At 57.9% G+C, this 25,953-nt stretch carries 23 protein-coding genes, 2 pseudogenes and 1 riboswitch; of the genes and pseudogenes, 12 read left to right on the forward strand and 13 right to left on the reverse strand.

The window, feature by feature from the left end; all coding sequences use genetic code 11:
* Positions 1-19: 19 nt before the first annotated feature.
* Positions 20-127, reverse strand: a pseudogene (locus tag C3F36_RS24145) (IS1595 family transposase); the annotation flags it as partial.
* Positions 128-257: 130 nt separating this feature from the next.
* Here C3F36_RS24145 and C3F36_RS04165 point away from each other — a divergent pair.
* The gene (locus tag C3F36_RS04165; RefSeq protein WP_043851557.1) at positions 258-1,208 is read left to right on the forward strand and encodes an IS1595-like element ISKpn3 family transposase; all 951 of its coding nucleotides are present in this window, start codon (positions 258-260) and stop codon (positions 1,206-1,208) included.
* Here the strand turns inward: C3F36_RS04165 and C3F36_RS04170 are convergent.
* Both C3F36_RS04170 and C3F36_RS04175 read right to left on the reverse strand, forming a co-directional pair.
* Positions 1,117-2,415, reverse strand: a complete 1,299-nt coding sequence (locus tag C3F36_RS04170) for a sensor domain-containing diguanylate cyclase (protein WP_233759711.1) — start codon at positions 2,413-2,415, stop codon at positions 1,117-1,119. The two genes, C3F36_RS04165 and C3F36_RS04170, sit on opposite strands and share 92 nt — an antisense overlap.
* Before the next feature lie 243 nt (positions 2,416-2,658).
* Positions 2,659-3,609 carry an IS1595-like element ISKpn3 family transposase gene (locus tag C3F36_RS04175; protein WP_043851557.1) on the reverse strand — a complete coding sequence of 317 codons (951 nt, stop codon included), beginning with the start codon at positions 3,607-3,609 and terminating at the stop codon, positions 2,659-2,661.
* A gap of 184 nt (positions 3,610-3,793) precedes the next feature.
* On the opposite strand from C3F36_RS04175, the gene C3F36_RS23220 reads away from it, so the two are divergent.
* On the forward strand, positions 3,794-4,063 hold the full coding sequence (locus C3F36_RS23220; RefSeq protein WP_158656073.1) for a hypothetical protein: 270 nt from the start codon (positions 3,794-3,796) through the stop codon (positions 4,061-4,063).
* On the opposite strand, the pseudogene C3F36_RS04180 reads toward C3F36_RS23220, so the two are convergent.
* The 3 genes and pseudogenes from C3F36_RS04180 to C3F36_RS04190 form a co-directional block, all read right to left on the reverse strand.
* Positions 4,054-4,221, reverse strand: a pseudogene (locus C3F36_RS04180) (IS1595 family transposase); the annotation flags it as partial. The gene C3F36_RS23220 and the pseudogene C3F36_RS04180 sit on opposite strands and share 10 nt — an antisense overlap.
* A 37-nt stretch (positions 4,222-4,258) precedes the next feature.
* Positions 4,259-5,488 carry a sensor domain-containing diguanylate cyclase gene (locus C3F36_RS04185; RefSeq protein ID WP_104454546.1) on the reverse strand — a complete coding sequence of 410 codons (1,230 nt, stop codon included), beginning with the start codon at positions 5,486-5,488 and terminating at the stop codon, positions 4,259-4,261.
* A 243-nt stretch (positions 5,489-5,731) separates the two neighbouring features.
* On the reverse strand, positions 5,732-6,682 hold the full coding sequence (locus tag C3F36_RS04190; protein WP_043851557.1) for an IS1595-like element ISKpn3 family transposase: 951 nt from the start codon (positions 6,680-6,682) through the stop codon (positions 5,732-5,734).
* A gap of 266 nt (positions 6,683-6,948) precedes the next feature.
* On the opposite strand from C3F36_RS04190, the gene C3F36_RS04195 reads away from it, so the two are divergent.
* From C3F36_RS04195 to C3F36_RS04210, 4 genes are all read left to right on the forward strand, one after another.
* Positions 6,949-7,536, forward strand: a complete 588-nt coding sequence (locus C3F36_RS04195; RefSeq protein WP_104454547.1) for a hypothetical protein — start codon at positions 6,949-6,951, stop codon at positions 7,534-7,536.
* A gap of 305 nt (positions 7,537-7,841) precedes the next feature.
* A complete protein-coding gene (gene ompA, locus C3F36_RS04200) occupies positions 7,842-8,861 on the forward strand; it encodes a porin OmpA (protein ID WP_010673501.1) in 1,020 nt (339 codons plus the stop codon).
* Positions 8,862-9,274: 413 nt separating this feature from the next.
* Positions 9,275-10,276 (forward strand): porin OmpA, encoded by a 1,002-nt coding sequence (ompA, locus tag C3F36_RS04205; protein ID WP_104454548.1) that lies wholly within the window; start codon positions 9,275-9,277, stop codon positions 10,274-10,276.
* A 219-nt stretch (positions 10,277-10,495) separates the two neighbouring features.
* Positions 10,496-11,554, forward strand: a complete 1,059-nt coding sequence (locus tag C3F36_RS04210; protein ID WP_048208140.1) for an OmpA family protein — start codon at positions 10,496-10,498, stop codon at positions 11,552-11,554.
* Between the two features lie 74 nt (positions 11,555-11,628).
* Here the strand turns inward: C3F36_RS04210 and C3F36_RS04215 are convergent, their stop codons facing one another.
* Both C3F36_RS04215 and C3F36_RS04220 read right to left on the reverse strand, forming a co-directional pair.
* Complete coding sequence (locus C3F36_RS04215) at positions 11,629-13,323, reverse strand: NAD-dependent malic enzyme (protein WP_039039301.1); 1,695 nt, start codon at positions 13,321-13,323, stop codon at positions 11,629-11,631.
* A gap of 55 nt (positions 13,324-13,378) precedes the next feature.
* Positions 13,379-14,236: a helix-turn-helix transcriptional regulator gene (locus tag C3F36_RS04220; RefSeq protein WP_041213342.1), complete on the reverse strand. Its 858-nt coding sequence runs from the start codon at positions 14,234-14,236 to the stop codon at positions 13,379-13,381.
* A 120-nt stretch (positions 14,237-14,356) separates the two neighbouring features.
* Between C3F36_RS04220 and C3F36_RS04225 the strand changes: the two genes are divergently transcribed.
* Both C3F36_RS04225 and C3F36_RS04230 read left to right on the forward strand, forming a co-directional pair.
* Positions 14,357-15,736, forward strand: coding sequence for an MATE family efflux transporter (locus C3F36_RS04225; RefSeq protein ID WP_104454549.1), 1,380 nt, complete (start codon positions 14,357-14,359; stop codon positions 15,734-15,736).
* A 151-nt stretch (positions 15,737-15,887) separates the two neighbouring features.
* Complete coding sequence (locus tag C3F36_RS04230; protein ID WP_010673495.1) at positions 15,888-16,136, forward strand: YciN family protein; 249 nt, start codon at positions 15,888-15,890, stop codon at positions 16,134-16,136.
* Positions 16,137-16,166: 30 nt separating this feature from the next.
* Here C3F36_RS04230 and C3F36_RS04235 read toward each other — a convergent pair whose 3' ends face one another.
* Positions 16,167-17,306 carry a GGDEF domain-containing protein gene (locus tag C3F36_RS04235; protein ID WP_010673494.1) on the reverse strand — a complete coding sequence of 380 codons (1,140 nt, stop codon included), beginning with the start codon at positions 17,304-17,306 and terminating at the stop codon, positions 16,167-16,169.
* A 243-nt stretch (positions 17,307-17,549) separates the two neighbouring features.
* On the opposite strand from C3F36_RS04235, the gene C3F36_RS04240 reads away from it, so the two are divergent.
* Both C3F36_RS04240 and C3F36_RS04245 read left to right on the forward strand, forming a co-directional pair.
* Positions 17,550-18,947, forward strand: a complete 1,398-nt coding sequence (locus C3F36_RS04240) for a nucleobase:cation symporter-2 family protein (RefSeq protein ID WP_104454550.1) — start codon at positions 17,550-17,552, stop codon at positions 18,945-18,947.
* A gap of 100 nt (positions 18,948-19,047) precedes the next feature.
* Complete coding sequence (locus C3F36_RS04245; protein ID WP_104454551.1) at positions 19,048-19,761, forward strand: lipoyl protein ligase domain-containing protein; 714 nt, start codon at positions 19,048-19,050, stop codon at positions 19,759-19,761.
* A gap of 201 nt (positions 19,762-19,962) precedes the next feature.
* Here C3F36_RS04245 and C3F36_RS04250 read toward each other — a convergent pair whose 3' ends face one another.
* Positions 19,963-21,339, reverse strand: coding sequence for an alanine/glycine:cation symporter family protein (locus C3F36_RS04250; RefSeq protein ID WP_104454552.1), 1,377 nt, complete (start codon positions 21,337-21,339; stop codon positions 19,963-19,965).
* A gap of 107 nt (positions 21,340-21,446) precedes the next feature.
* Positions 21,447-21,557: riboswitch (glycine riboswitch) on the reverse strand.
* Between the two features lie 506 nt (positions 21,558-22,063).
* Here C3F36_RS04250 and C3F36_RS04255 point away from each other — a divergent pair.
* Entirely contained in the window at positions 22,064-23,212 is a 1,149-nt protein-coding gene (locus C3F36_RS04255; protein ID WP_104454553.1) for a type III PLP-dependent enzyme, read from the forward strand.
* A 65-nt stretch (positions 23,213-23,277) separates the two neighbouring features.
* Here C3F36_RS04255 and C3F36_RS04260 read toward each other — a convergent pair whose 3' ends face one another.
* From C3F36_RS04260 to yfcD, 3 genes are all read right to left on the reverse strand, one after another.
* Complete coding sequence (locus tag C3F36_RS04260; RefSeq protein ID WP_104454554.1) at positions 23,278-24,246, reverse strand: calcium/sodium antiporter; 969 nt, start codon at positions 24,244-24,246, stop codon at positions 23,278-23,280.
* Positions 24,247-24,370: 124 nt separating this feature from the next.
* Positions 24,371-24,841, reverse strand: a complete 471-nt coding sequence (locus tag C3F36_RS04265) for a peroxiredoxin (protein WP_041213349.1) — start codon at positions 24,839-24,841, stop codon at positions 24,371-24,373.
* Between the two features lie 112 nt (positions 24,842-24,953).
* Entirely contained in the window at positions 24,954-25,484 is a 531-nt protein-coding gene (gene yfcD / locus C3F36_RS04270) for an NUDIX hydrolase YfcD (protein WP_080769921.1), read from the reverse strand.
* Between the two features lie 177 nt (positions 25,485-25,661).
* On the opposite strand from yfcD, the gene C3F36_RS04275 reads away from it, so the two are divergent.
* Complete coding sequence (locus C3F36_RS04275) at positions 25,662-25,877, forward strand: DUF1107 family protein (protein ID WP_010673486.1); 216 nt, start codon at positions 25,662-25,664, stop codon at positions 25,875-25,877.
* Positions 25,878-25,953: the final 76 nt, after the last annotated feature.

A 25,953-nucleotide genomic window follows, 5' to 3' on the forward strand; every position in this document is an offset into this window, starting at 1 on the left:
GATTTGAGCAACAAGGCCCCAACATGCTATTGAGGTCAAAACGATGATTAAACCGGAAGCAGTATTCCGCAAGATGCCTTGGTAAATGCTTCGCTCCGAGCGTATGGCAACCGCGATTCTCACTATTCAAGCCAAATTAAATCTTTTTATGCGATACATACACGATTTCTACCTTCGTTTTTCCTGATTACCCATGATTAGCAGTCAGTTACCACGAACTATACTGATCTTACGTACAGTTATCGAGGTGCGAGATCATGGCCAAAAGCAAAATCCAATTCCAGAAAGGCTACAGCCTGTTTGAGTTTCTCAAGGACTATGGCACTGAGGCTCAGTGCGAAAACGCGCTGTTCACTTGGCGTTTTCCTAACGGCTTTGTCTGCCCTGAATGTGCCAACAAGACCTGTTGTCGCCTGAGAAGGCGGCCACGTGTGTGGCAATGCAATCACTGCCGTCACCAGATGTCATTGACTGGAAACACGATTTTCGCAAACACCAAGCTCCCACTGACCAAGTGGTTTCTGGCAATGCACCTGTTGTCACAAACCAAAACAGGCTTGTCAGCGATGGAGCTAAAGCGCCAGTTGGGCGTCAAATATGACACCGCCTGGATGCTCAAGCACAAGCTGCTGCAAGCCATGAAAGAGTCCGATGACAAGCAGCCCATCAGCGGCATCATTCAGCTCGATGATGTCTACTGGGGTGGCGAGCGCCGTGGTGGCAAACGGGGTCGGGGCGCGGCAGGCAAGACGCCGTTTGTGGCAGCAGTGGCCCTGAACAAGGAAGGACATCCAATCAAGATGCGGATGACGGTGGTCGATGGTTTCAAAACCAAGTCCGTTGCTGATTGGGCAAAACGGCATATTGCCAGTGGTAGCGCGGTGATATCCGATGGATTGGCCTGTTTCAAAGCGGTCAAGGAGGCCAATTGTGAGCACCTGGGAGTTGTCACCGGGGGCAACCTGGACTGGCTGGATCATCCGGCATTCAACTGGGTAAACACGATGATAGGAAATGTGAAAAACTCGCTGCGGGGCAGTTGCCATACGCTCGGAGCGAAGCATTTACCAAGGCATCTTGCGGAATACTGCTTCCGGTTTAATCATCGTTTTGACCTCAATAGCATGTTGGTAGAATTGGGGCATGCAGTCGTGGCAAGCCCTCCGATGCCATATCGGCTCTTGAAGCTGGCTGAGGGTCATGGGTAATCAGGTCGTTTTTTGCTTGATATAAAGCACTATCCGCTTCTAGTAGTAATGTTTCTTCAGTCTTTATATGTGAGGTATTATCTGAACAGGCAATACCAAAGCTCATGGGGACAGAAAAATTGCCTTCATTCCTTTCAAATTTTAGATCAGAAATTGCTTGACGGATACGCTCTATAATTAACAGAGCATCTGTGGCATTGGTTTCACCCAGTATAATTAAAAACTCCTCACCACCATAACGCCCAACACAATCATGACTCCTTAAGTGGTTAGTTAAACTTTTACTGACCTCCTTCAGCGCTGTATCACCAGCAACATGACCATATGTGTCGTTGACATGTTTGAAATGATCTATATCAGCAAGTATTACAGTAGTAGGCTGTTTTTTTCTTGTGTCTTTTTCGATGGTGTTTTTTAGGAATTCCATTATAGCGCCCCGATGAAAAACACCAGTAAGTGCATCCCGAGAAGACTGCTCTTTGAGTTGCGCCAATGCATTTACCAACTGATTGTTTATGTCATAGATGCGTTGATAAAGACGGTTTTTTTCGACTAAAAATGATATTTGCCTTGCAAGGTTAATAAATATTTTTTGGTGGGCATCAATGTATGTGTTTTTTTCTTTGCTAGAGAAGAAAATGAAACCGATAGGCTTACCATCTGCAATGAGCGGGCAGGTTAAACTTGATTGAATGCCTTCAGCAACTATTAATTTAGTTGATAATGAGTTAGGGTTTTCAGCTAAATATAGTTGCAGGTCGTTAAGAATGCGGGGTTGTTGCGAGGTTAGTATCCCCTCTAAACTACTACCACTTAAAAAAGCAGTATATCCATTTTTGATCATTACTTTTTCTGGGTAATTGCTTTTTGTCCAATGAGCGAAAACCCGCTCATAATCATCAGATATTAATGCGCAGCCGATCCTATCGTAAGGTATTATTTCATGAAATGTGTCATATATGCGATTTAAAACCTCATCAAGAACACTGCCTTTACTGATTTCAGTGGATATTTCTTGAATTTTATTAAACCCATCAAGTCGGGCATCAAGCCAGGCAGCCAACTGAACAAGATCAGATTCAAAATCGAGAATGGATTCTATGTTGGTATCCTTCGGGAAAGATAAGGAACATTTGCCTTGTTTAATTTTTTTTATGGCTTCTCTGTATGAAGCTAACCGTTGAACTGATAGTGTTACATCGTTCATATCTTGTCCTTATCGGTACTGCGTTGACTTTTTGTAGCATAACGTCTGTTTAATCGATGATGCGAATAATACCTTGAGATCGTGATCTCCATCTAGATCTCTATCGCAGCGTGACATAATGGGTCATCAAATCATCTTCGCCGACAGTAAATTCAGCAGCAAGCGCCATCAGACCCGTAAAGCGATTTTTGCCCCTTCATGATCCCAGAAAAAGATCGTGAATTTAATCAATTAGCTACCTGATTACCCATGACCCTCAGCCAGCTTCAAGAGCCGATATGGCATCGGAGGGCTTGCCACGACTGCATGCCCCAATTCTACCAACATGCTATTGAGGTCAAAACGATGATTAAACCGGAAGCAGTATTCCGCAAGATGCCTTGGTAAATGCTTCGCTCCGAGCGTATGGCAACTGCCCCGCAGCGAGTTTTTCACATTTCCTATCATCGTGTTTACCCAGTTGAATGCCGGATGATCCAGCCAGTCCAGGTTGCCCCCGGTGACAACTCCCAGGTGCTCACAATTGGCCTCCTTGACCGCTTTGAAACAGGCCAATCCATCGGATATCACCGCGCTACCACTGGCAATATGCCGTTTTGCCCAATCAGCAACGGACTTGGTTTTGAAACCATCGACCACCGTCATCCGCATCTTGATTGGATGTCCTTCCTTGTTCAGGGCCACTGCTGCCACAAACGGCGTCTTGCCTGCCGCGCCCCGACCCCGTTTGCCACCACGGCGCTCGCCACCCCAGTAGACATCATCGAGCTGAATGATGCCGCTGATGGGCTGCTTGTCATCGGACTCTTTCATGGCTTGCAGCAGCTTGTGCTTGAGCATCCAGGCGGTGTCATATTTGACGCCCAACTGGCGCTTTAGCTCCATCGCTGACAAGCCTGTTTTGGTTTGTGACAACAGGTGCATTGCCAGAAACCACTTGGTCAGTGGGAGCTTGGTGTTTGCGAAAATCGTGTTTCCAGTCAATGACATCTGGTGACGGCAGTGATTGCATTGCCACACACGTGGCCGCCTTCTCAGGCGACAACAGGTCTTGTTGGCACATTCAGGGCAGACAAAGCCGTTAGGAAAACGCCAAGTGAACAGCGCGTTTTCGCACTGAGCCTCAGTGCCATAGTCCTTGAGAAACTCAAACAGGCTGTAGCCTTTCTGGAATTGGATTTTGCTTTTGGCCATGATCTCGCACCTCGATAACTGTACGTAAGATCAGTATAGTTCGTGGTAACTGACTGCTAATCATGGGTAATCAGGAAATGAAATTTGCGAAAAAACCAGTGATATTTTAGCAAACGGTGTCTTTCTATGGACTGAAACAAAGGGAACCGGACACGCCTTTGTTTCAGTCCACAAAGAATGGAGTATGCACGTATACACATACGGTCGATTTGATGGAAACCCTATATCCCCTGTAGGTGACGGCGTACTTATTCAATATGGTTTTACAAAAGCTCGGGAGTATTATCAGCACGAACTATACAGCATGAGTGCGAGAGCATTTAAAATCATGGATGTAGATGAAGGTTTGACGTTGGCAATCTTCCAAAAAAAATGGCTTTCCAGTTCCACCCAACCAAATAAAGATAAAATAAAAGAAACTGGCCGAGTGATAAATAAACCTGATTACCCATGACCCTCAGCCAGCTTCAAGAGTCGATATGGCATCGGAGGGCTTGCCACGACTGCATGCCCCAATTCTACCAACATGCTATTGAGGTCAAAACGATGATTAAACCGGAAGCAGTATTCCGCAAGATGCCTTGGTAAATGCTTCGCTCCGAGCGTATGGCAACCGCGATTCTCACTATTCAAGCCAAATTAAATCTTTTTATGCGATACATACACGATTTCTACCTTCGTTTTTTGCATGATATAAAGCACTATCCGCTTCTAGTAGTAATGTTTCTTCAGTCTTTATATGTGAGGTATTATCTGAACAGGCAATACCAAAGCTCATGGTGACAGAAAAATTGCCTTCATTCCTTTCAAATTTTAGATCAGAAATTGCTTGACGGATACGCTCTATAATTAACAGAGCATCTGTGGCATTGGTTTCACCCAGTATAATTAAAAACTCCTCACCACCATAACGCCCAACACAATCATGACTCCTTAAGTGGTTAGTTAAACTTTTACTGACCTCCTTCAGCGCTGTATCACCAGCAACATGACCATATGTGTCGTTGACATGTTTGAAATGATCTATATCAGCAAGTATTACAGTAGTAGGCTGTTTTTTTCTTGTGTCTTTTTCGATGGTGTTTTTTAGGAATTCCATTATAGCGCCCCGATGAAAAACACCAGTAAGTGCATCCCGAGAAGACTGCTCTTTGAGTTGCGCCAATGCATTTACCAACTGATTGTTTATGTCATAGATGCGTTGATAAAGACGGTTTTTTTCGACTAAAAATGATATTTGCCTTGCAAGGTTAATAAATATTTTTTGGTGGGCATCAATGTATGTGTTTTTTTCTTTGCTAGAGAAGAAAATGAAACCGATAGGCTTACCATCTGCAATGAGCGGGCAGGTTAAACTTGATTGAATGCCTTCAGCAACTATTAATTTAGTTGATAATGAATTAGGGTTTTCAGCTAAATATAGTTGCAGGTCGTTAAGAATGCGGGGTTGTTGCGAGGTTAGTATCCCCTCTAAACTACTACCACTTAAAAAAGCAGTATATCCATTTTTGATCATTACTTTTTCTGGGTAATTGCTTTTTGTCCAATGAGCGAAAACCCGCTCATAATCATCAGATATTAATGCGCAGCCGATCCTATCGTAAGGTATTATTTCATGAAATGTGTCATATATGCGATTTAAAACCTCATCAAGAACACTGCCTTTACTGATTTCAGTGGATATTTCTTGAATTTTATTAAACCCATCAAGTCGGGCATCAAGCCAGGCAGCCAACTGAACAAGATCAGATTCAAAATCGAGAATGGATTCTATGTTGGTATCCTTCGGGAAAGATAAGGAACATTTGCCTTGTTTAATTTTTTTTATGGCTTCTCTGTATGAAGCTAACCGTTGAACTGATAGTGTTACATCGTTCATATCTTGTCCTTATCGGTACTGCGTTGACTTTTTGTAGCATAACGTCTGTTTAATCGATGATGCGAATAATACCTTGAGATCGTGATCTCCATCTAGATCTCTATCGCAGCGTGACATAATGGGTCATCAAATCATCTTCGCCGACAGTAAATTCAGCAGCAAGCGCCATCAGACCCGTAAAGCGATTTTTGCCCCTTCATGATCCCAGAAAAAGATCGTGAATTTAATCAATTAGCTACCTGATTACCCATGACCCTCAGCCAGCTTCAAGAGCCGATATGGCATCGGAGGGCTTGCCACGACTGCATGCCCCAATTCTACCAACATGCTATTGAGGTCAAAACGATGATTAAACCGGAAGCAGTATTCCGCAAGATGCCTTGGTAAATGCTTCGCTCCGAGCGTATGGCAACTGCCCCGCAGCGAGTTTTTCACATTTCCTATCATCGTGTTTACCCAGTTGAATGCCGGATGATCCAGCCAGTCCAGGTTGCCCCCGGTGACAACTCCCAGGTGCTCACAATTGGCCTCCTTGACCGCTTTGAAACAGGCCAATCCATCGGATATCACCGCGCTACCACTGGCAATATGCCGTTTTGCCCAATCAGCAACGGACTTGGTTTTGAAACCATCGACCACCGTCATCCGCATCTTGATTGGATGTCCTTCCTTGTTCAGGGCCACTGCTGCCACAAACGGCGTCTTGCCTGCCGCGCCCCGACCCCGTTTGCCACCACGGCGCTCGCCACCCCAGTAGACATCATCGAGCTGAATGATGCCGCTGATGGGCTGCTTGTCATCGGACTCTTTCATGGCTTGCAGCAGCTTGTGCTTGAGCATCCAGGCGGTGTCATATTTGACGCCCAACTGGCGCTTTAGCTCCATCGCTGACAAGCCTGTTTTGGTTTGTGACAACAGGTGCATTGCCAGAAACCACTTGGTCAGTGGGAGCTTGGTGTTTGCGAAAATCGTGTTTCCAGTCAATGACATCTGGTGACGGCAGTGATTGCATTGCCACACACGTGGCCGCCTTCTCAGGCGACAACAGGTCTTGTTGGCACATTCAGGGCAGACAAAGCCGTTAGGAAAACGCCAAGTGAACAGCGCGTTTTCGCACTGAGCCTCAGTGCCATAGTCCTTGAGAAACTCAAACAGGCTGTAGCCTTTCTGGAATTGGATTTTGCTTTTGGCCATGATCTCGCACCTCGATAACTGTACGTAAGATCAGTATAGTTCGTGGTAACTGACTGCTAATCATGGGTAATCAGGATCAGTTTTGAACGGACTCGTTATGGTCGAGCCTCTATCTATAATCAGCGTCTTTCGACGACAACCCTTCACAAACCTCGGGGATGGTAATCGCTGCGTCGCCTCAGGTAAACAGTCTCGAAAAGAAACCTTTCTTGTTGCCCGGCCATCCCTCGTATAATTCGCCGGTTATTTCCAAGAGAGTCATCAACATGGCATTTCCCGGCATCATTTCCCGTCTTCATTCCGACCCGGACTCCCTCCCCCGTCAGCTCGCCCAGGGTCTGCAGACCCGGGCCGAAGCGTTCTGGCTGCCTATGGCCATGCAGGGGGACGCTGCCACCGTGCTGGCGGCCCTCCCGGACAGCTGCAGCCTCTATCTTGAAGGCCAGACGACGCTTCCCCTGCGCAGCCACGACGGCGTCGTGGCAGAAAACGGCACCCTGGCACTGGGCAATGGTCACACGATGACGCTGGCCAGGGAGAAAGGCGATGGCGGCATCGTGCCGGAAGAAAGCCTCGCCGAGATGGCCCAATGGCTGGAAGCGGGTCATCGGCACTTCATCTGCTCCACTGCCGTCCAGCCCGTGGCGCGGGCCATCCTCAACATCTGGCCTCTCGATCCCTACCTCGCCCGTCACTTCTTGCTCAGTTTCACACCCTTGCTGTGCGAAGCAACCGAGGCGGACTATCTTGCGGTCCTCTCGGTCAGGGCGGGTGACGCCATCCCGCGGCACGCTTGGGCTGAGGCTTATATGAAGCTTGAGAAGAAACTGCATCGCGCCTACTTGGATCACTAATAAATCCCAAGAAACAGCCAGTTATCCCTACGACACAATTTGCCCCATCCCTTATCTGTGAGCTTGATCATGTTTTGAAATGGGCATAAAGTGCGCCACGTCATCGGAATGACGTCGGCTGTTCGTGGCGGAGTATGCATTGTCGACAGTGCAACCCGCACACTTGTGCACCCAGATACGTGCCTCCTGGATGGATCTAGGATCCCTGTTCGCACCAACGTCGTTGGTCGACAGAGCCAGCAGCTTACATAAATTACAAAGTGCGAAGCACGTGAACAACGTGCCATCTCAACGAGGATTATTTTATGATGAAAATGGCTCCTTCCCTGATCGCCATCGCTATGGCCACCATGGGTGCAACTGCAGCTCACGCCGCTGACGACATCTACTTCGGCGCCGGTGTTGGTGCAACTCACTTCAACGGTCTGAACAAGATCGAAGGCGTGAACGTTGGCGAAGAAGATGCGGCTGCTGCCAATGCCTTCGTTGGTTACAACTTCAACGAATACTTCGGTTCCGAGCTGGGCTACCAGTACACCGGCCGTGGCAACACCGACGGCAACCGTTACGAGAGCCAGGGTGCCACCCTGTCCGGTATCGCTCGTCTGCCGCTGGGCAACGATTTCTCCCTGTTCGGTGAAGCTGGCGCCTACTGGGGCCACACCGACGGTCTGGGTACCAGCGATACCAAAGTATCCCCGCTGGCCGGTGCCGGTGTGACCTACAAGGTCAACGACGCGCTGGATCTGCAAGCTCGCTACCGCTACATGTGGGACGTGGCTGACCTGCACGCCGACAACGTACGCTACAAGTCCAACCAGAGCGTTGCGACCCTGGAAGCCGTTTACCACCCGTTCCGTACTTCCTACGTAGCGCCTGCTCCGGCCCCGGTTGTTGAAGAAGCACCGGCCCCGGCTCCGCAAATCGTTGAGAAGAACTTTGCCCTGAACTCCGACGTGCTGTTCGCCTTTGGCAAAGACAGCCTGAAGGCCGAAGGTGTGCAAGCCCTGAACGCTCTGTACCAGCAAATCGTTGAGTTCCAGCCGAAAGACGGCAACGCCGTTGTTGTTGGTTACACCGACCGTATCGGTTCCGACGCTTACAACCAGAAGCTGTCTGAAGCTCGTGCCCGCACCGTTGCCAACTTCTTGGTCAGCAAGGGTATGGCTGCCAGCAAGGTTGCCATCGAAGGTCGCGGCGAAGCCAACCCGGTCACCGGCACCAAGTGTGACGGCGTCAAGGCCAAGGCTCAGCTGATCTCCTGCCTGGCTCCGGACCGTCGCGTAGAAGTTCGCGTATCCGGCGTACAAGAAGTTCAAAAGTAATCTGACTTCGCTCAGGTAACGTAAAAAAGGGGATGCCACGGCATCCCCTTTTGCTGTCTCTCTCCTCCCCCCAGCGACACTCTCTGTCTCACCTTTTCTCCCCTTTGCCCCCCGTATTGCGGCCCCGCGACACCGGTGTCGGCGCTGCATATCTGTGCAGAAACTTGATCACGCTGATTCAAAAGAATACAGTAGCAACGCTTGTAAGACATTGGATGAACTATTAAAAGTGCTCAGTGCCCGGTTAGTTGTCCATGGAGAAACAGCTTCATGAGAATCCAGGTTTCCATCCATTTTTTATTCAAGCCGTCCGTGATCCGCTCACGGTGTCGCACATGAAGTGTCATCTGCGACCGGTATAACAAAGAGTGCGCAGTACGCCCATAGCACGGCAACTCAACGAGGATAAAACGATGAAAATGAAAATGGCACCAACCCTGATTGCTCTGGCCATTGCAGCCATGGGAACCACCACCGCTCAAGCGGCCGACGACTGGTACACGGGTATGGGTGCAGGTTGGGCCTATGGCCACGACCTGGATACCTTCGGCCAGGATGCTGACAAGGACGCCACCGCGCTCTCCCTGCTCGGCGGTTACAACTTCACCGAGAACTTTGCCGCCGAGCTCGGCTATCTCTATGCCGGCAAGGCTGGCGTCGATGGCGTCGACTTCAAAACCCAGGGTGCCACCCTGTCCGGTATCGCACGCCTGCCCATGAATGACATCTTCTCCGTCTTCGCCGAAGGGGGTGCCTATTTCAACCACGTCAACGGCAATGGCCAGAGCGACAACGGGACCTCGCCGCTGGCGGGTCTGGGTCTGACTGCCAAGCTCTCCGACCTTATCGACCTGCAGGCCCGCTACCGCTACATGTGGGATCTGGGTGACGATCAGAAAACCTGGAAAACCGACATGAGCGTCGCCACCCTGGAACTGGTGATGCACCCGAACCGCACCACCTATGTGGCACCGGCCCCGGCACCGGCTCCCGAGCCGGTTCCCGAGCCCGTCATGGTCGACAAGAACTTCTCCCTGAGTTCGGACGTGCTGTTTGCCTTCGGCAAATCCACCCTGAAGCCGGAAGGGGCTGCTGCGCTCAACACCCTGTATCAGCAGATCGTCGACGTCCAGCCGAAAGATGGCAGCGCCGTGGTGGTGGGTTACACCGACCGCATCGGCTCCGATGCCTACAACCTGAAGCTGTCTGAAGCCCGTGCCCGCACCGTGGCCGACTTCCTGGTTGGCAAGGGTCTGCCGGCTGGCAAGGTTTCCATCGAAGGTCGTGGTGAAGCCAACCCGGTCACCGGCACCCAGTGTGACGGCATCAAGGCCAAGGCTCAGCTGATCGCCTGCCTGGCACCGGATCGCCGCGTCGAAGTGCGCGTCACCGGCGTACAGGAAGTGCAGCAATAAGGGGACAACCACCTGTTAAAAAAAGGGGCCATTCCGGCCCCTTTTTTAATGCCCGAACGGCACCGCCAGCGCGGGCAGCCCACCTGCCTGTCTCACCGATTTTCCATACAGATGCGTCACTTAAATGGTTAATGCGCTCACATCGCCTATACATAATGTTGGCTATACATAGCAAAGGGCTGGGAGCCCTATAACACCCAACATCGACGAGGATACGCGATGAACATAAGACTGAAACCTGTGTGGATTGCATTGGCATTGGCGACGAGTGCCGCCCAGGCGGCACCTGTTCACGACTGGTATGTGGGGGCTGGGGGTGGCTGGGCCTTTGCCCATGACATCGATGATTTCAGCCAGGACGTCGGCAAGGACGCAACCGCCATCAACGCCTTTGTCGGCTACAACTACAACGAGAATCTGGGGGCAGAGCTCGGCTACCTCTCCACCGGTGACTGGGATATTGCCGGCCAGGACTTCAACAGCAAGGGGGCCACCCTGTCGGTCATTGGCCGTTTGCCCCTGGGGGACATCTTCTCTGTCTTTGCCGAAGGGGGTGGTTATCTCTATCACGTCGACTCCGTCAACGGGGGAGATGACAACCTGGCTCCCCTGGCGGGTCTGGGACTGACCGCCAGACTGAGCGACTGGGTAGACATCCAGACCCGCTACCGCTACATGGTGCGAGTCGGGGACGATCCTGACAACGACAAGGTGGGCAGCGGCACCAAACGCTGGGTCAGCGACATCAGTACCGCCACCATCGAGCTGGTGCTTCACCCCAATCGCACCGTCGCCGCAGTGCCGGTGGCCGCGCCTCTGGTCGTGGCACCGCCGCCCCCGGCTCCCGAGCCGGTGGATCAGACCTTCAACCTGAGTTCGGATGTGCTGTTTGCCTTTGGCAAGGCGGAGCTCAAACCGGAGGGGATGCAGGCACTCGACGCCCTCTACCAGCAGATCGTCGACGTCAAACCCAAGGATGGCAACGCCATGGTGATGGGCTACACCGACCGCATCGGCTCGGATGCCAACAACCAGGCACTGTCGGAGGCCCGTGCAAGCACGGTCGCCAACTTCCTGATTGGCAAGGGGCTGCCCGCAGACAAGGTGAGCATCCAGGGCAATGGCGAGAGCAACCCGGTCACCGGCACCCAGTGTGATGCCATCAAAGCCAGGGCTGCCCTCATCGACTGCCTGGCCCCGGATCGCCGGGTCGAAATCCGGGTCACCGGTGTCAGCAATCCCGCCGAGCCCGCCCCCGCCGAGCAACCGGCACAATAACCTCCTCTTCCTTCACAGCCGTGCACAAAAAAGGGATGCCGAGGCATCCCTTCTGCGTGTCTGTCCCCTTGGGATCAGAAGGAAGTACGACGATAGCGGCGGTACTCGGGGCGCCAGAAGTTCGCCTCGATGGCCTGATCGATCACATCATCGGGGGTCTGCACCGCCTTGCCCTGCAACATGGCGGTCTTGGCCACCATCTTGGCGATGTAGCGGGAGACCTGATGGATGTCCGCCAGATCCGGCAGCAAGGAGCCCTCTTCCCCCTTCACCAGGGGTGAACAATCCGCCAGGGCACGGCTGGCCGACATCAGCATGGCATCGGTCACCCGGTTGGCACCGGAGGCGATCACCCCAAGGCCGATCCCCGGGAAGATGAAGGAGTTGTTGCACTGGGCGATGACGTAGCGCTTGCCCTTGTACTCCACCGGTGCGAACGGGCTGCCGGTGGCGACCAGCACCTGGCCGTCGGTCCAGCGAATGAGATCCGCCGGGGTGGCTTCCACCCGGGAAGTGGGGTTGGAGAGCGGGAAGATGATGGGACGGGCACAGTGCTTGTGCATGGTCTTGACCACCTCTTCGGTGAAGAGGCCGGGCTGGCCGGAGACCCCGATCAGGATGTCCGGGCGACCGTGCTCCATCACCTCCAGCAGGGAGATGTTGTCCCCCACCGGCCACTCCTTGATCCGCTCGACCGGCTGGGAGAGCTTGCGCTGGAAGTCGAGCTGGTTGGGGATCTTGTCGGTGATGAGACCGAATCGGTCCACCATGAAGACCCGGCCCCGCGCCTCGGCGTCGGTCAGCCCTTCGGCCTTCATCTGCGCCACGATCTGCTCGGCGATGCCACACCCGGCACTGCCCGCCCCGAGGAAGGCGACCCGCTTCTCGGAGAGCTTGGCACCGGAGGCCTTGCAGGCGGCGATGAGGCTGCCCAGGGTCACCGCGGCGGTCCCCTGAATGTCATCGTTGAAGCAGCACAGCTCATCCTTGTAGCGGTTGAGCAGTGGGGTGGCATTGCCCTGGGCGAAATCCTCGAACTGCAGCAGGATGTCCGGCCAGCGGCGCTTGACCGCCTGGATGAAGGCATCGACGAACTCGTCGTACTCTTCGCCGGAGATGCGCGGATGGCGCCACCCCATGTAGAAGGGGTCGTTCAGCAACTGCTGGTTGTTGGTGCCCACGTCCAGCACCACCGGCAGGCAGTAGGCCGGGGAGATGCCGCCACAGGCGGTGTAGAGGGAGAGCTTGCCGATGGGAATGCCCATGCCGCCGATGCCCTGATCCCCGAGGCCCAGGATGCGTTCGCCATCGGTGACCACGATCACCTTGACGTTCTGCTTGGTGGCGTTTTGCAGCATGTCATCGATCCTGTCCTTGTCCGGATAGGAGATGAAGAGGCCGCGAGCACGACGATAGATGTTGGAGAACTCCTCGCACGCCTTGCCGACCGTCGGGGTGTAGATGACCGGCAGCATTTCGGTGAGGTGGTTGTTCAGCAGGCGGTAGAACAACGTTTCGTTGGTATCCTGGATGTTGCGCAAATAGATGTGCTTGTCCATGTCGTTGCCAAACGCCATGAACTGGCGATAGGCACGCTCTGCCTGCTCTTCGATGGTTTCGATGTTCTGGGGCAGCAGACCCTCCAGATTGAAGCTGCTGCGTTCTTCGCTGGTGAAGGCGCTGCCCTTGTTGAGCAACGGCGTCTCCAGCAGGGCTGGACCTGCGTAGGGAATGTAGAGGGGACGTTTCTGATTATTATCTTCAAACATGGATCTGTACCTTGACTGTGTGGCCCGTCGATCCTATGGGCTTGAGCCAACAATTTCAAAGGGTTTGCACCTCCCTTGCGAAAGGTTTGCGACCCAGTCGACGAAAGGCCCCCGGAGTCTGACCCGTCAGGCGGCGAAAACGGTTGGCAAAGTTGGCGCCGTCGCTGTATCCGACCCGGGCCGCCAGCTCGGCCAGCGGCCAGTTGGTGTAGAGCAGCAACTGGCGCGCCTTGTTCATGCGAAGCCCGGTGAGCCAAGCCATGGGGCCCATGCCGAACACCTGCTGGCAGAGCCGGTGCAGATGGGGCACCGAGCAGGCCATCTGGTCGGCCAACAGGGCCACGCTCCAGGGCTCGTCCAGACGTGCCTCCACCCGCCGAAACAGCGCCTGCAGCCGCAGCTCCGGCGTGCCGCGCACCTCCCCCTGCAGGGTTCGCTCCAAGAGCGCCAGCAGCAGGCTCAGCAGCTGGGGCTGGAGTGGCGAACGTATTCCCTCCCCCTGCATCAGGCTGAGCAGATGGTAGAGCTGCTCCCCCTCCTCCCCCTGCCAGATGCGATGGCCAAGCCGGTGCAGATGCTGCCAGCGAGGCACGTCGTCCAGCAGGATCCAGCTGGTATGCCAGGCTTCCCCCACCAGCCTGAGGCCCCCCGGTACGGCGGCCGGGAGAAAGACCAGGGCTCCCGCCGGGATGGGCTGCTCCCCGCCATCGGTGAGCAGGGCGCCCCCCTCGTCATGGCTCACCATCAGGATATGAAACTCCGGTCGGTTGCGGCGGATAAGGTAGTGCTCCCGTATCGTCGAGAGGCCGGTCAGGAAGACGCCTGCCTCCCCAAGCAGGGGCAGCCCTTCGCGTCCCAGCATCCGCTCTTCGCAGGCCGGGGCGATTTCCAGACACTCGCTGATAAATGGCATAGCACCTCAACAGGATAGTTTTGCACAAGAAAGCCGAGAGAGGCTCACAGTGAAGCCTCCCGATATCACCCCTATCATACCCACGACAAACCCTGATTTTTACCAACCCGGTTAACATAAATGAATTATTGGCAAGCGATTTTAAAACAAACCACCGATCGCGGGTTCATGACGCGACTGTGGCGACTGGCCCTGCCGGTTTCGCTGCAATCCATGATGTTCTCCCTGCTCGGCCTCATCGACATCATGATGGTGAGCCAGCTCGGCACCACGGCTGTGGCGGCGGTCGGCTTGGGCAACCGGGTCTTCTTCTTCAATCTGCTGGTGATAGCGGGGCTCTCGGGCGGGGTCTCGGTGTTGGCGGCACAATATTTCGGCCGTGGCGAGATGGCCGGGGTGCGCCGCTCCCTGGCCCTGGCCCTGGTGGGCGCCCTGGCGGTGAGCCTGCCCTTTGCCCTCGTCTATGTGTTCTCACCGGGCAGCGTGCTCGGGTTTGCCAGCCAGGAGCCCGCGCTGCGCGAGCTGGCCGACGAGTTCCTGATGATCACCGGCGCCACCATCCTCTGCACCGCCGTGGTGGTGCCCCTGGAGTCGGCCCTGCGCTCGGTGGGCAATGCCGCGGCGCCGACCCGTATCGGCATCATCGCCATCATCGCCAACGTCATCCTCAACTATGCCCTCATCTTCGGCCATTTCGGCGCCGAGGCCATGGGAGTAGCCGGTTCCGCCTGGGGCACCACCCTTTCGCGCCTGCTACAGACCGCGCTGCTGCTTGCCTATGTGTGGCGTACCGAGCCCCGTCTCATCCCGCGTAAGCAAGACTGGCTCGCCGCCTTCAGGCGCAAGGAGGTGGTGCGCTTCACCCTGATCGCCCTGCCGCTGTTGTTGCACGACGGGCTCTGGGCCTTCGGCATGCTGCTCTACGGCTTCCTCTACGCGCACCTCGGCACCGACGCCCTGGCCATCATGACCACCCTCGGCACGCTGGAGAGCATCCTCATCTCCCTCTTCTTCGGGCTGGCGGTGGCCTGCTCCACCCTGCTCGGTCACCGGCTCGGGGCAGAGGAGTATGACGAGGCCTGGCAGCACTCCCAGCTCTTCCTGCTGCTGGCCCCCGTCGGCGCCCTGCTGGTGGGGACCGCCGTCTGGCTGATGCAGGGCAGCCTGCTGCAATGGGTCGGCAACCTGCCGGGCGAGCTGATGACTGAGGCCGGCCAGGTGCTCGCCATCATGTGTCTGGGCATGCTGCTCAAGGTATTCAACATGGTGGGGATCGTCGGGGTGCTGCGCTCGGGGGGGGACGTCAACTACAGCATCTTCATCGACATCGTCGGCATGTGGTGCATCGGCCTGCCGCTGGCCTGGGTGGCGGTCAGCCTGCTGGGCTGGCCCCTCTCCTGGGTGGTGGCGGTGGTCCTGCTGGAGGAGCTCTCCAAGGTGCTGCTGGTGCAGCGCCGCATTCGCCAGCGGCGCTGGCTGCGCAATCTGGTGCTGGGATAAGGGAAGAGCGCAAAGCGGGAAAATGCGGGGTCATATCAATGACAGAAAATCCCGCTTTGCAGTATGCTGGCCCCCTCTTCAATCAGAGGCGGGGTGCGCCGGCCATGCCGACCCTTGTGCCCCTGCCCAGTAGTCGTTTAAGGAGACGAGCATGCAACCACAAAAAGAGCGGATCACCGAGACTGCCCTGCTGGAGATGGCCAACAAGATCATTCGTGAACACGAGGACTTCATCCACGGCATGCGCGCCGACTCGGTGGAGCAGAAGGGGGACATTCTGGTGTTCAAGGGGGAGTTCTTCCTGGCAGAGGACGGCACCCCGACCGGCAAGACCATGGCGGTGTTCAACATGTTCAAACTGCTGGCCCAGCAGCTCTCCGGCAAATACACCCTGGCCTGACGCCAGCCCCGTCATCACCGGATGCCGCCCTCAGGCGGCATCCGTTTTTGTGCGCCCTGCATCGCCCGCGGGTTTCCCTGCCTCGGCCACCACGCAGTTGCGACCCGCCATCTTGGCCATGTAGAGGCACTCGTCCGCCCGGTTGAGCAGATCCTCCACCCCCTCGCCACGCTGGGCCAGGGTCAGACCGATGCTCACCGTCACCTCCAGCAGTTCGTCGGAGGTGGGGCTTTTCACCAACCTCGCTTCCACCGCGACCCGCAGCCGCTCCGCCACCCGCTTGGCTTGTGCCAGATCCGTGCAACCGGGCAACAGGATGGCAAACTCCTCCCCGCCGTAACGCCCGAGCACCATGCCGGGCTCCAGTTGTTCCGACAGGGTGGCCGCCACCTCCTTGAGCACCGCATCCCCCGCCAGATGGCCGAAGGTGTCGTTGATGCGCTTGAAGCGGTCCAGATCCAGCAGCAGCACCGCGAAGGGAGCCTGTTTGCGGATCATGGCGGCCCTCGCCTTCTCGAGCTGCTTCATCAGCAGGCGGCGGTTCATCATGCCGGTCAGCTCGTCCGTGGTGGATTCCCGATAGAGTTGCAGCAGCATGTTGAGCTGGCCGCACTGCACCCAGGCGCTGGCGATGGCAAAGAGCCCCAGCAGCCAGACCTGGTTGAGGGTCTGCACGCTCCAAAGAGGCTGGCCCACCAGCAACCAGTTGCCCGCCAGCATGGTGGCCAGGATCCCCCCCGCCAGTTGCAGGCTGAGGGAGAGGGGAATGGGAAAGATGGCGAACAGGCTGATGAGCAGATAGGGGAAGGCCATGTAGCCCGCCTGCATCTCCTGATCCGCGCCGAAGCTGTGCAGGCAGATGAGGGAGAAGAGCATCATCACCGCCATCAGGTAGCCCAGCGCCAGCTTCATGCGCTCGCGCTTGAAGTGGATGAGATAGGAGAGGGGGATGAGGGGAGAGAGGGCCAGCAGGCAGAAGATCCTGACCTGGAACAGCGCCTCGAACTGGATGGCTGGCAGGGTCAGCCAGTCCACCAGGGCCCAGCTCGGGAGCCCCGCCATCAGCAGACAGGTGAGCAGCCGCAGCCGCACCGTCATGAAGCCCATCCGGGTCAGGGTAAAATCTTCGGAGTGGGCGCGGGCACTCCAGAACTCCGACAGCTTCAGCATCCAGAGTCTCCATCTTCGAACCGAGGGCTCATTCTACACCGTCCCTATCCTGATGCATCAGCCTCCCTCCCCTTTGTGAGGGATCGGTCTCACACAAACCGGCGGATCTTAATCGCCACAGGAAAACGTTTCAACCCATCAGGAAATAAACGAGTTTGCGCTCAATTAGCGCTGGAAAGCGCGATGCCAATCACTAAAATAGCGCCCAATTTTCTCCCCTCCCCCCACACATTCGAGGTATTTATGGAACAGGCTGCCGCCCCAAGCGCCATCCGAGAGACCCATCCCCCCAGGCGAGCCCACAGCGAACTGGTCTACGGCATCGAGGATGTCCCCCCCCTGCCCCAGACCCTGTTCGCCGCCCTGCAGCATATGCTCGCCATGTTTGTCGCCATCATCACCCCGCCCCTCATCATCGCCAATGCCCTCGGCCTCCCCGCCGACGACACCCGCTACATCGTCTCCATGTCCCTGGTCATGTCCGGCATCGCCTCCTTCGTTCAGACCCGCCGTTTCGGCCCCCTCGGTTCCGGCCTGCTCTCGGTACAGGGCACCAGCTTCAACTTCCTCGGTCCCATCATCGCCTCCGGCCTCGCCCTCAAGCAGGCAGCCATGCCCACCGAGGATCTGCTGGGCACCCTGTTCGGCACCATGCTGGCAGCGGCCCTCACCATCGTCGTCATGAGCCGCTTCCTTCACCTGGTCAAACGGATCATCACCCCGCTGGTGACCGGCATCGTGGTATTGCTCATCGGCCTGACCCTCATCAAGGTAGGGCTCATCAGCATGGGGGGCGGCTACGGCGCCCTGGCGGACGGCAGCTTCGCCAGTCACACCAACCTCTTTCTCTCCCTGCTGGTGCTCGGCCTCATCGTGCTGATGCAGCGCAGTCGCAACCCCTGGCTGCGCCTCTCCGCCATCATGATCGCCATGCTGGCGGGCTATGCGGTGGCGCTGCTGCTGGGCAAGGTGGCAGTCCCCACCTTCGACGGCCCGCTGCTGATGGTGCCTGTTCCGCTCCACTACGGGCTCGGCTTTGACTGGCAGCTGTTCGTGCCGCTCGCCATCATCTTCGTGGTGACGGCGCTGGAAGCCATCGGCGACATGACCGCCACCTCCGACATCTCCGGCGAGCCGCTGGAAGGACCGGTCTACATGGCGCGGATCAAGGGGGGCGTGCTGGTCGATGGCGTCAACTCCATGCTGGCGGCGGTCTTCTCCACCTTCCCCATGTCCACCTTCGCCCAGAACAACGGCGTCATCCAGCTGACCGGGGTGGCCAGCCGCCACGTCGGCCTCTTCATCGCCGCCATGCTGGCCCTGCTCGGCCTGTTCCCGGCGGTGGCGAGCCTGGTACAACAAATACCTGAACCTGTGCTCGGCGGCGCCACCATCGTCATGTTCGGCACCATCGCCGCCGCCGGGGTGCGCATCATCTCCCGCGAGGAGCTGGACCGCCGCGCCCTGATGATCCTGGCGGTGTCGCTCGCCATGGGCCTCGGAGTGGCCCAGGTGCCCGAGGTGCTGCAACACCTGCCGGAGCTGGCCAGGAGCGTGCTTTCCTACGGCGTCGCCACCGGCGGCCTCACCGCCATCCTGCTCAATCTGCTGCTGCCCAGGCGCGCCGCCGCACAGGCCTGACACTCCGCCATCCTTGCACTAAAGCCCCGCCATGCGGGGCTTTACCTTGTTTGCCCCCGCGCGTACTGTGCTTGGCAGCCTCTGCCAAAGGATGCCTTTCATGCCTTATACCCTGCTGCCCCCGCCGCCCGCCCACCAGACACCCGACCAGATCCTGGCCGAGGAGCAGCGCTGGCTGCGGGAGTGCGCCGGTGACGGCGAGCCCAGAGCCCTCCTCTGGCAGGGCCCCCAATGCCTCATCGTCACCCGCAAGGACACCCGTTTGCCCCGCTACCAGGCCGCCTGCGAGCAGCTGGCCGCCGAGGACTGGCCGGTGTTCGTGCGCGACAGCGGCGGCACCGCCGTGCCCCACGGCGCCGGCATCCTCAACCTCTCCCTCATGCTGCCCCGCACCACCACGGATCTGGCCCACTACTACCGGCTGCTGGGGGCGCCCCTGCTCGCCCTGCTGGGGGAATATGGTCTTGCGGGCTGCTATGACTTCGTGCCCGGCTCGTTTTGCGACGGCCAGTACAACCTGGTGATCGGGGGGCGCAAGGTGACCGGCACCGCCCAGCGCTGGCTGGCGCCGGGCCGGGATCACGACGGCGCCGTGCTGGCCCAGGCCATGCTGCTGGTGGCGGGGGATGTGGACGAGGGCACCCGGATGGCGAGCCGCTTCTACGAACTGGCCGGGGGCGAGCTGCGCTTTGCTCCGGGCACCTCCACCACCCTGGCCCACGCCATTGGCTGGCAGGGGGAGGAGGCGGCCCTGGTGAGCCGGGTGAGCAGTGCGCTGGCGCAGCGGCTTTCCGGAGATATTCCCTCCCCCTGACCCACTGGGGGCAACAAGCGCCGCCATTCATTGCGCAAAATGCAAAAAAGCCACGACCATAGTCGTGGCTTTTGCGTATTTCGCACAGATATTGTCAGAGGAGCCGGGATCAAGCCCCGGGTTTTGCCATCCCAGCCCGGATCCCGGTTGACGCCATGGACAGGGGCCAGGTGACAGGGCTCCCCGCAGGCCCGCTTCTCATCAGGCCGTCTGCGGCTCGGGCTCGGATTCCGTATCCCGGTCCCGGCTAAAGTAGGCGCGGGTCTCGGCAATCACCACGTGGCGCAGGCCGATGAGACCGATGAGGTTGGGCACCGCCATCAGGCCGTTGACGATGTCGGCCAAGAGCCAGATCAGGTCCAGATGGAGGAAGGCACCGCTCGCCACCAGCACCAGATAGATGAGGCGGTAGGGTTTGATCGCCTTCACCCCGAACAGGTACTCGGTGCAGCGCTCGCCGTAGTAGTTCCAGCCAAGGATGGTGGTAAAGGCGAAGAACAAGAGGCCGATGCTCACCAGATACTGGCCCACATGGGCATCCAGCCCCTGGGCAAAGGCCAGACTGGTCATGGCCGCACCGCTTGCATCGCCGCTCCACACCCCGGTCACCACCAGCGTCAGGCCGGTCATGGTGCAGATGATGATGGTGTCGATGAAGGTACCGGTCATGGAGACCAGCCCCTGCTCCACGCAGGAATCGGTCTTGGCCGCCGCCGCCGCGATGGGGGCCGAACCCAGCCCCGACTCGTTGGAGAAGACCCCGCGCGCCACCCCGGACTGGATCGCCAGCATAATGCCGGCGCCGACGAAACCGCCGGTGGCCGCATGGCCGGTGAAGGCGCTCCCGATCACCAGCATGACCGCATCGGGCAGGGCGCCTGCATTCTTCACCAGCACCCCGGCACAGGCGACGATGTAGAAGATGGCCATGAAGGGCACCACCTTGCTCGACACACTGGAGATGGACTGGATACCCCCCAGGGTCACCAGCGCCACGATCAGGGTCAGCACCACGGCGGTCACTTCACGGGGTACCGAGAAGGAGAGGCTCATGGCATCACTGATGGCGTTGACCTGGGGGAAGGTACCGATGCCGAAGAAGGCGACGCCGATGCCGAACAGGGCAAACAGCTTGGCGAGCGGCCTGGAGCCGAGCCCCTTCTCCAGATAGTACATGGGGCCACCTGCCATCTGGCCGTTGGCGTCCTGCTGGCGATATTTCACCGCCAGCAGGCACTCGGCGTACTTGGTGGCCATGCCGAACAGGGCGGCCATCCACATCCAGAACAGGGCGCCCGGGCCGCCGAGCTTGATGGCGGTGGCGACCCCGACGATGTTGCCGGTGCCGATGGTGGCGGAGAGGGCGGTGCACAGGGCACCAAAGCTGGAGACATCCCCTTGCTTGCCCTGCCCCTGATCGCGGCCAAAGACCAGCTTGAGGGCCAGCGGCAAACGCACGATCTGAAGCAGACCCAATCGCCAGGTGAGATAGATACCGGTCCCGACCAGCAGGATCAGCAGGGGGGGACCCCAGATAAAGCTATCGATGGCGGCGAGCGCCGATTGAATTGATGACATGCATCCTCCTTAAAAAACAACGATTAAGGAGGAGAAGGATGATCTTCCCATAGGTGTCGCGATCGGCCAGAGGCGATCGGATGCGGGCCAAGCCCAGGTACAACCATCCCATCCCCTCTGTCCTTTTGCCTGAGAGTTTCCGGCGCCAGATTGCGATGCAATCACGGTGCCTTGCTCCTTCGGCGCCCGATTCAACGGGTCTCTCCAGAGTATCGTCCAGTAGCAGTCCACACCGGTTGCCCGGTACCTGAAAGATTCACTTCTTCGGTGGATGGTTGCCCATCGCTCTCCTGCTACCTTCATCCGAACTAGTTTGGATTAGGAAGCGGGCATGGTAATCCAAAAAATGTGAGCTGTCTCGCACTCCCTGGCCCCGGCGCCCCCTTTTTACCTGGCCGCAACCCCCAGGCCTGATGTTATTAGTTCGTTAACTATCAACAGCTTATCAAGCTCCCTTCGGAAGTGCTCCCCATCACGGCCCTGATCGCCCCCCGTATCAAGAGCCTGTTTCGTCTCGACCAGAAAAACTTGCCGACATATCCAATCAAAATGCTTGCACACAAACTCAATAAGCCGATAATCCCGCGCATAACTAAGCACTTTGCAAGGGAGTTATGCAATGTGCCTGGTGGGTCCCTCCGGACCGCTCGCCTGAGCCGGCCGTCGCCGGTTCAATCGCATATGGCTTGGGCATATCACGCCCCCTAAGGACTATCAAAAGAGAATGAACGAGACCCTGGTCGCACAAGATTACCGTCAGTTGGTTGAACAATTCGGCTCCCCCCTGCTGCTGCTCGACAAGGCAGCCGTCCGCAAACAGTATCGGGCCCTGGCGGCCGCCCTGCCCGATGTGCGCTTGCATTATGCACTCAAGCCCCTGCCCCACGAGGCGGTGGTCTCTGTCTTGAAGGAAGAGGGGGCCTGTTTCGATCTGGCCACCAATGGCGAAGTGGATCTGGTGCGCAGCCAAGGGGTTCGCCCGGGACGCTGCATCCATACCCATCCCATCAAGCGTGACAGCGACATCCGTTATGCCCTGGAATTCGGCTGCACCGTGTTTGTCTATGACAACCCGCTGGAGCTGGAAAAGTTCCTGCCCTACAAGGATGAAGTGAAACTGCTGCTGCGGGTCAGCTTCCCAAACCCCGAGACCAAGGTCGATCTTTCCAAGAAGTTCGGCTGCACCCCGGAGCAGGCACTGCCGTTGCTGCAACTGGCCCAGGCCAAGGGGATCAAGGTGATGGGGCTGTCGTTCCACGTCGGCTCCCAGGTGCCCCACGCCCGTCGCCACGTGCAGGCCATCGACGCCTGCCGCGAGATCATGGAGCAGGCCTGGGAGCTCGGGCTCAAGCCCTGGGTGCTGGACATCGGCGGCGGCTTCCCGGTGGACTATGACGGCGGCGAGTTCGACATCGACGGTTTCTGCGCCCCGATCCGCGAGGCCCTGGCCAAGCTGCCCGCCACGGTGCAGAAGATTGCCGAGCCGGGCCGCTTCATCAGCGCGCCGGCCATGACCTCGGTCTCCAGCGTGATGGGCAAGGCCCACCGCGGCGACAAGATCTGGTACTACCTGGATGACGGTCTCTACGGCAGCTACAACGGCCAGCTCTACGACCACGTCACCTACCCGGTGAGCACGCCCTATGCCCACGGCGAACTGCACAATACGGTGCTCTCCGGCCCCACCTGCGACAGCGTGGACGTCATCCGCGACAGCATCATGCTGCCGGATCTCGAGATCGGCGAGCTGGTGGTGGGTCGGGTGATGGGGGCCTACACCTGGGCCTCCGCCTCCACCTTCAACTTCTTCCCCAAGGCGAGCATCCTGATCCTTGACAGCGCCCAGAAGCAGAAGCTGGTTGCCGTGGCCTGAGACCAGGACCCGCGCACAAAAAAGAGGGGACGCCGCGGCGTCCCCTCTTTCATTTCATCGTCAGACTAGATGAACTGGCTCGTCAGCAGCCAGCCGGTGTAGGCGACGAAGCAGGCGAGCAGCACGCCCCCCTCCAGCCGGTTGATGCGCCCCTGCCCCTTGCGGCCCAGACACATCACCAGCAGCAACAGGGTCAGCCCCATCATGATGCTCCAGTCGCGGGAAAGCACTTCGGGCGCCACCTCGAGCGGGTGGATGCCAGCGGCGATGCCCACCACGGCCAGGGTGTTGAACAGGTTGGAACCCAGCACGTTGCCAAGGGCCAGATCGTGCTCGTTCTTGCGAATGGCGATGAGGGACGATGCCAGCTCCGGCAGGGAGGTCCCCACCGCGACTATGGTCAGGCCAATCACCAGATCGCTGATGCCAAAGCCCTGGGCGATGGTCACCGCCCCCCACACCAGCAGACGGGAAGCCCCGATCAGCAGCACCAGACCGGCGATGAGCCAGAGGATGGCGCTCTTGAGAGACATGCCCTCGGAGACGATGTCCTCCTCGGTATCCGTATCCAGCGCATCCCCCTTGCCGTTCATGCCGGCCCAGATGGACCAGCCCATCAGCACTGCGAACACGGCCCCCAGAATGGCGGCATCCATCCGGCCCAGATTGCCGTCGATGAGCAGAGCGCCGGAGAGCAGGGTGATGCCGAGCAGGATGGGGATCTCCTTGCGCACCACCTGGGAGGCGACGGCGATGGGGCTGATCAGGGCGGTCAGACCCAGGATCAGGGCAATATTGGTGATGTTGGAGCCATAGGCATTGCCGAGCGCGAGCCCGGGATTGCCCTGGGAGGCCGCCAGCGCGGAGACCACCATCTCGGGGGCCGAGGTACCAAAACCGATGATCACCATGCCGATCAGCAGCGGCGGCATACCGGCGTAACGGGCGGTGGCGGCTGCGCCGTCCACGAACTTGTCGGCACTCCAGACCAGCAACGCCAGTCCGGCAATCAGGGCAACAAAAGCCAGGGTCATATTGTTCTATCTCATCCACGGCAAACACGAGAGCCAGGCAAGTTGCCTGGCTCCATCCAAACGCGGCCTCAGTGTAACGGGGCCGCTTGCTATTTCAAGGTGTAATCAAACGCCGATTAATCTTTCACAGCGCCGCCAGCAGGCTCTGGGCATCCGACACCTCGAACTTGCCCGGCGCCTCCACGAAGAGCCGCTCCACCACACCATCGTTGGCGATGAGGGCAAAACGCTGGGCCCGCACGCCGCCGAAGGCCCCGGTCTCCTTGGCAAGACCCAGTGCCCGGGTCCAGCTGCCGTCGCCGTCCGCCAGCATGGTGATGTCAGCGGCGTTCTGTGCCTCCTGCCACGCCTTCATCACGAAGGCGTCGTTGACCGACAGACAGCACAGTTCCACCCCCTTGGCCCTGAACTGATCGGCCAGCACCACGTAGCCCGGCAGGTGAGCGTTGGAGCAGGTGGGGGTGAAGGCGCCGGGCACCGCAAAGAGCACCACCCGCTTGTCGGCAAACAGGGCCCGGGTATCCTTCACCTGCTTGCCCTCGGCGGTGATAAAGGTAAATTCCCCTGCGGGCAGGGATTGACCGACCGTGATCATGATGACGCATCCTTCTGTGGTTCAAAGAGGCCCAGTCTACCCCATTCCACCAGAAGGCGAAGGGGTCCATCGAGCAGCAACAAAGCGATCGGGGAGCGAACGCCTGTCGCCCCTATTTCTGGCCTGATGGCAGGCGCCTTGCCTGCCAGGTGGCGATGGCGAGCAAGGAGTCGGGCGTGAACTCGCCCGCCCGATCGGCTATCTCGCCCAGGCTCATCCAGTGCACCTCGCTCACCTCTTCGGCCTGCAGTTGCAGCGGCCCCTGATAGTGACAGCTGAACAAGCCGCCCCAGACCCGGTAGCGGCTGCCGCTCGCCTCCCCTTCGGCATAGAAGGTGCCGTAATCCTGCAGGGGCACGTCGCGGATCCCCAGCTCCTCGGCCAGCTCACGCCGGGCGGAAAGGGCCATGGCCTCCCCCGTGGTCACCACGCCACCGGCGCAGGCATCCAGCATGCCGGGGCAAAAATCCTTGCTCGGGGTGCGCCGCTGCACCAGGATGCGCTCAGCCTCATCCAGCACCAGGATGTAGCTGGCACGATGGCGCAGGTTTTCCTGACGCACCCTGGCGCGCTCGGCCACCCCGATCACCCTGTCCTGCTCGTCTACTATGTCCACCCACTCCACGTGCGGCACCTTTGTCATGTCTGCAATGGCCGCAGTATATCGGGCCCCGGACCCGGACTCTCACTACTTTTTCAACGCCGGGGCTGCACGCCAGTCGATCACAAGACAGATTCATACAAATCTTTATCAAGTGTCACATCAGTGTCACGGTCCGTCGGCATAGTGTGCCCTGTCCAAACAACAGGGTCTCTTGCCATGAAGGTGTTCAAGCAGTGGTCTCCCCGTCGAATTGCTCGATATATCAAGAGCTTCCATCATGGAAGTTTCATGGTTGAAGCACTGGGGCGGTTTGAGTTTCAAGGGGGGATCATCGATGTGAAGCCGTTGAGCTGTCATCAGGCGCTGAGCCTGGCCCGGCAGATCAACCTGGCCGTGCGCGATCTGCGCACCACCACCCTGTTGCCGGGCTGACATACTCCTTTCTGTCTGTCGTCGACTTCCATGTACACATTTGCCCGCCGCTCATTCGAGCGTGCGGGCTGTTTTT

The sequence above is a fragment of the Aeromonas sp. ASNIH2 genome, assembly GCF_002934795.1.
Classification (GTDB): Bacteria; Pseudomonadota; Gammaproteobacteria; order Enterobacterales; family Aeromonadaceae; genus Aeromonas; species Aeromonas caviae.

Bases quoted from the DNA above. Each gene is read 5' to 3' on its own strand.
- C3F36_RS04165 (WP_043851557.1), top strand. From the start codon at position 258: ATGGCCAAAAGCAAAATCCAATTCCAGAAAGGCTACAGCCTGTTTGAG.
- C3F36_RS04170 (WP_233759711.1), bottom strand. From the start codon at position 2,415: ATGAACGATGTAACACTATCAGTTCAACGGTTAGCTTCATACAGAGAA.
- C3F36_RS04175 (WP_043851557.1), bottom strand. From the start codon at position 3,609: ATGGCCAAAAGCAAAATCCAATTCCAGAAAGGCTACAGCCTGTTTGAG.
- C3F36_RS23220 (WP_158656073.1), top strand. From the start codon at position 3,794: ATGCACGTATACACATACGGTCGATTTGATGGAAACCCTATATCCCCT.
- C3F36_RS04185 (WP_104454546.1), bottom strand. From the start codon at position 5,488: ATGAACGATGTAACACTATCAGTTCAACGGTTAGCTTCATACAGAGAA.
- C3F36_RS04190 (WP_043851557.1), bottom strand. From the start codon at position 6,682: ATGGCCAAAAGCAAAATCCAATTCCAGAAAGGCTACAGCCTGTTTGAG.
- C3F36_RS04195 (WP_104454547.1), top strand. From the start codon at position 6,949: ATGGCATTTCCCGGCATCATTTCCCGTCTTCATTCCGACCCGGACTCC.
- ompA (WP_010673501.1), top strand. From the start codon at position 7,842: ATGATGAAAATGGCTCCTTCCCTGATCGCCATCGCTATGGCCACCATG.
- ompA (WP_104454548.1), top strand. From the start codon at position 9,275: ATGAAAATGAAAATGGCACCAACCCTGATTGCTCTGGCCATTGCAGCC.
- C3F36_RS04210 (WP_048208140.1), top strand. From the start codon at position 10,496: ATGAACATAAGACTGAAACCTGTGTGGATTGCATTGGCATTGGCGACG.
- C3F36_RS04215 (WP_039039301.1), bottom strand. From the start codon at position 13,323: ATGTTTGAAGATAATAATCAGAAACGTCCCCTCTACATTCCCTACGCA.
- C3F36_RS04220 (WP_041213342.1), bottom strand. From the start codon at position 14,236: ATGCCATTTATCAGCGAGTGTCTGGAAATCGCCCCGGCCTGCGAAGAG.
- C3F36_RS04225 (WP_104454549.1), top strand. From the start codon at position 14,357: ATGAATTATTGGCAAGCGATTTTAAAACAAACCACCGATCGCGGGTTC.
- C3F36_RS04230 (WP_010673495.1), top strand. From the start codon at position 15,888: ATGCAACCACAAAAAGAGCGGATCACCGAGACTGCCCTGCTGGAGATG.
- C3F36_RS04235 (WP_010673494.1), bottom strand. From the start codon at position 17,306: ATGCTGAAGCTGTCGGAGTTCTGGAGTGCCCGCGCCCACTCCGAAGAT.
- C3F36_RS04240 (WP_104454550.1), top strand. From the start codon at position 17,550: ATGGAACAGGCTGCCGCCCCAAGCGCCATCCGAGAGACCCATCCCCCC.
- C3F36_RS04245 (WP_104454551.1), top strand. From the start codon at position 19,048: ATGCCTTATACCCTGCTGCCCCCGCCGCCCGCCCACCAGACACCCGAC.
- C3F36_RS04250 (WP_104454552.1), bottom strand. From the start codon at position 21,339: ATGTCATCAATTCAATCGGCGCTCGCCGCCATCGATAGCTTTATCTGG.
- C3F36_RS04255 (WP_104454553.1), top strand. From the start codon at position 22,064: ATGAACGAGACCCTGGTCGCACAAGATTACCGTCAGTTGGTTGAACAA.
- C3F36_RS04260 (WP_104454554.1), bottom strand. From the start codon at position 24,246: ATGACCCTGGCTTTTGTTGCCCTGATTGCCGGACTGGCGTTGCTGGTC.
- C3F36_RS04265 (WP_041213349.1), bottom strand. From the start codon at position 24,841: ATGATCACGGTCGGTCAATCCCTGCCCGCAGGGGAATTTACCTTTATC.
- yfcD (WP_080769921.1), bottom strand. From the start codon at position 25,484: ATGACAAAGGTGCCGCACGTGGAGTGGGTGGACATAGTAGACGAGCAG.
- C3F36_RS04275 (WP_010673486.1), top strand. From the start codon at position 25,662: ATGAAGGTGTTCAAGCAGTGGTCTCCCCGTCGAATTGCTCGATATATC.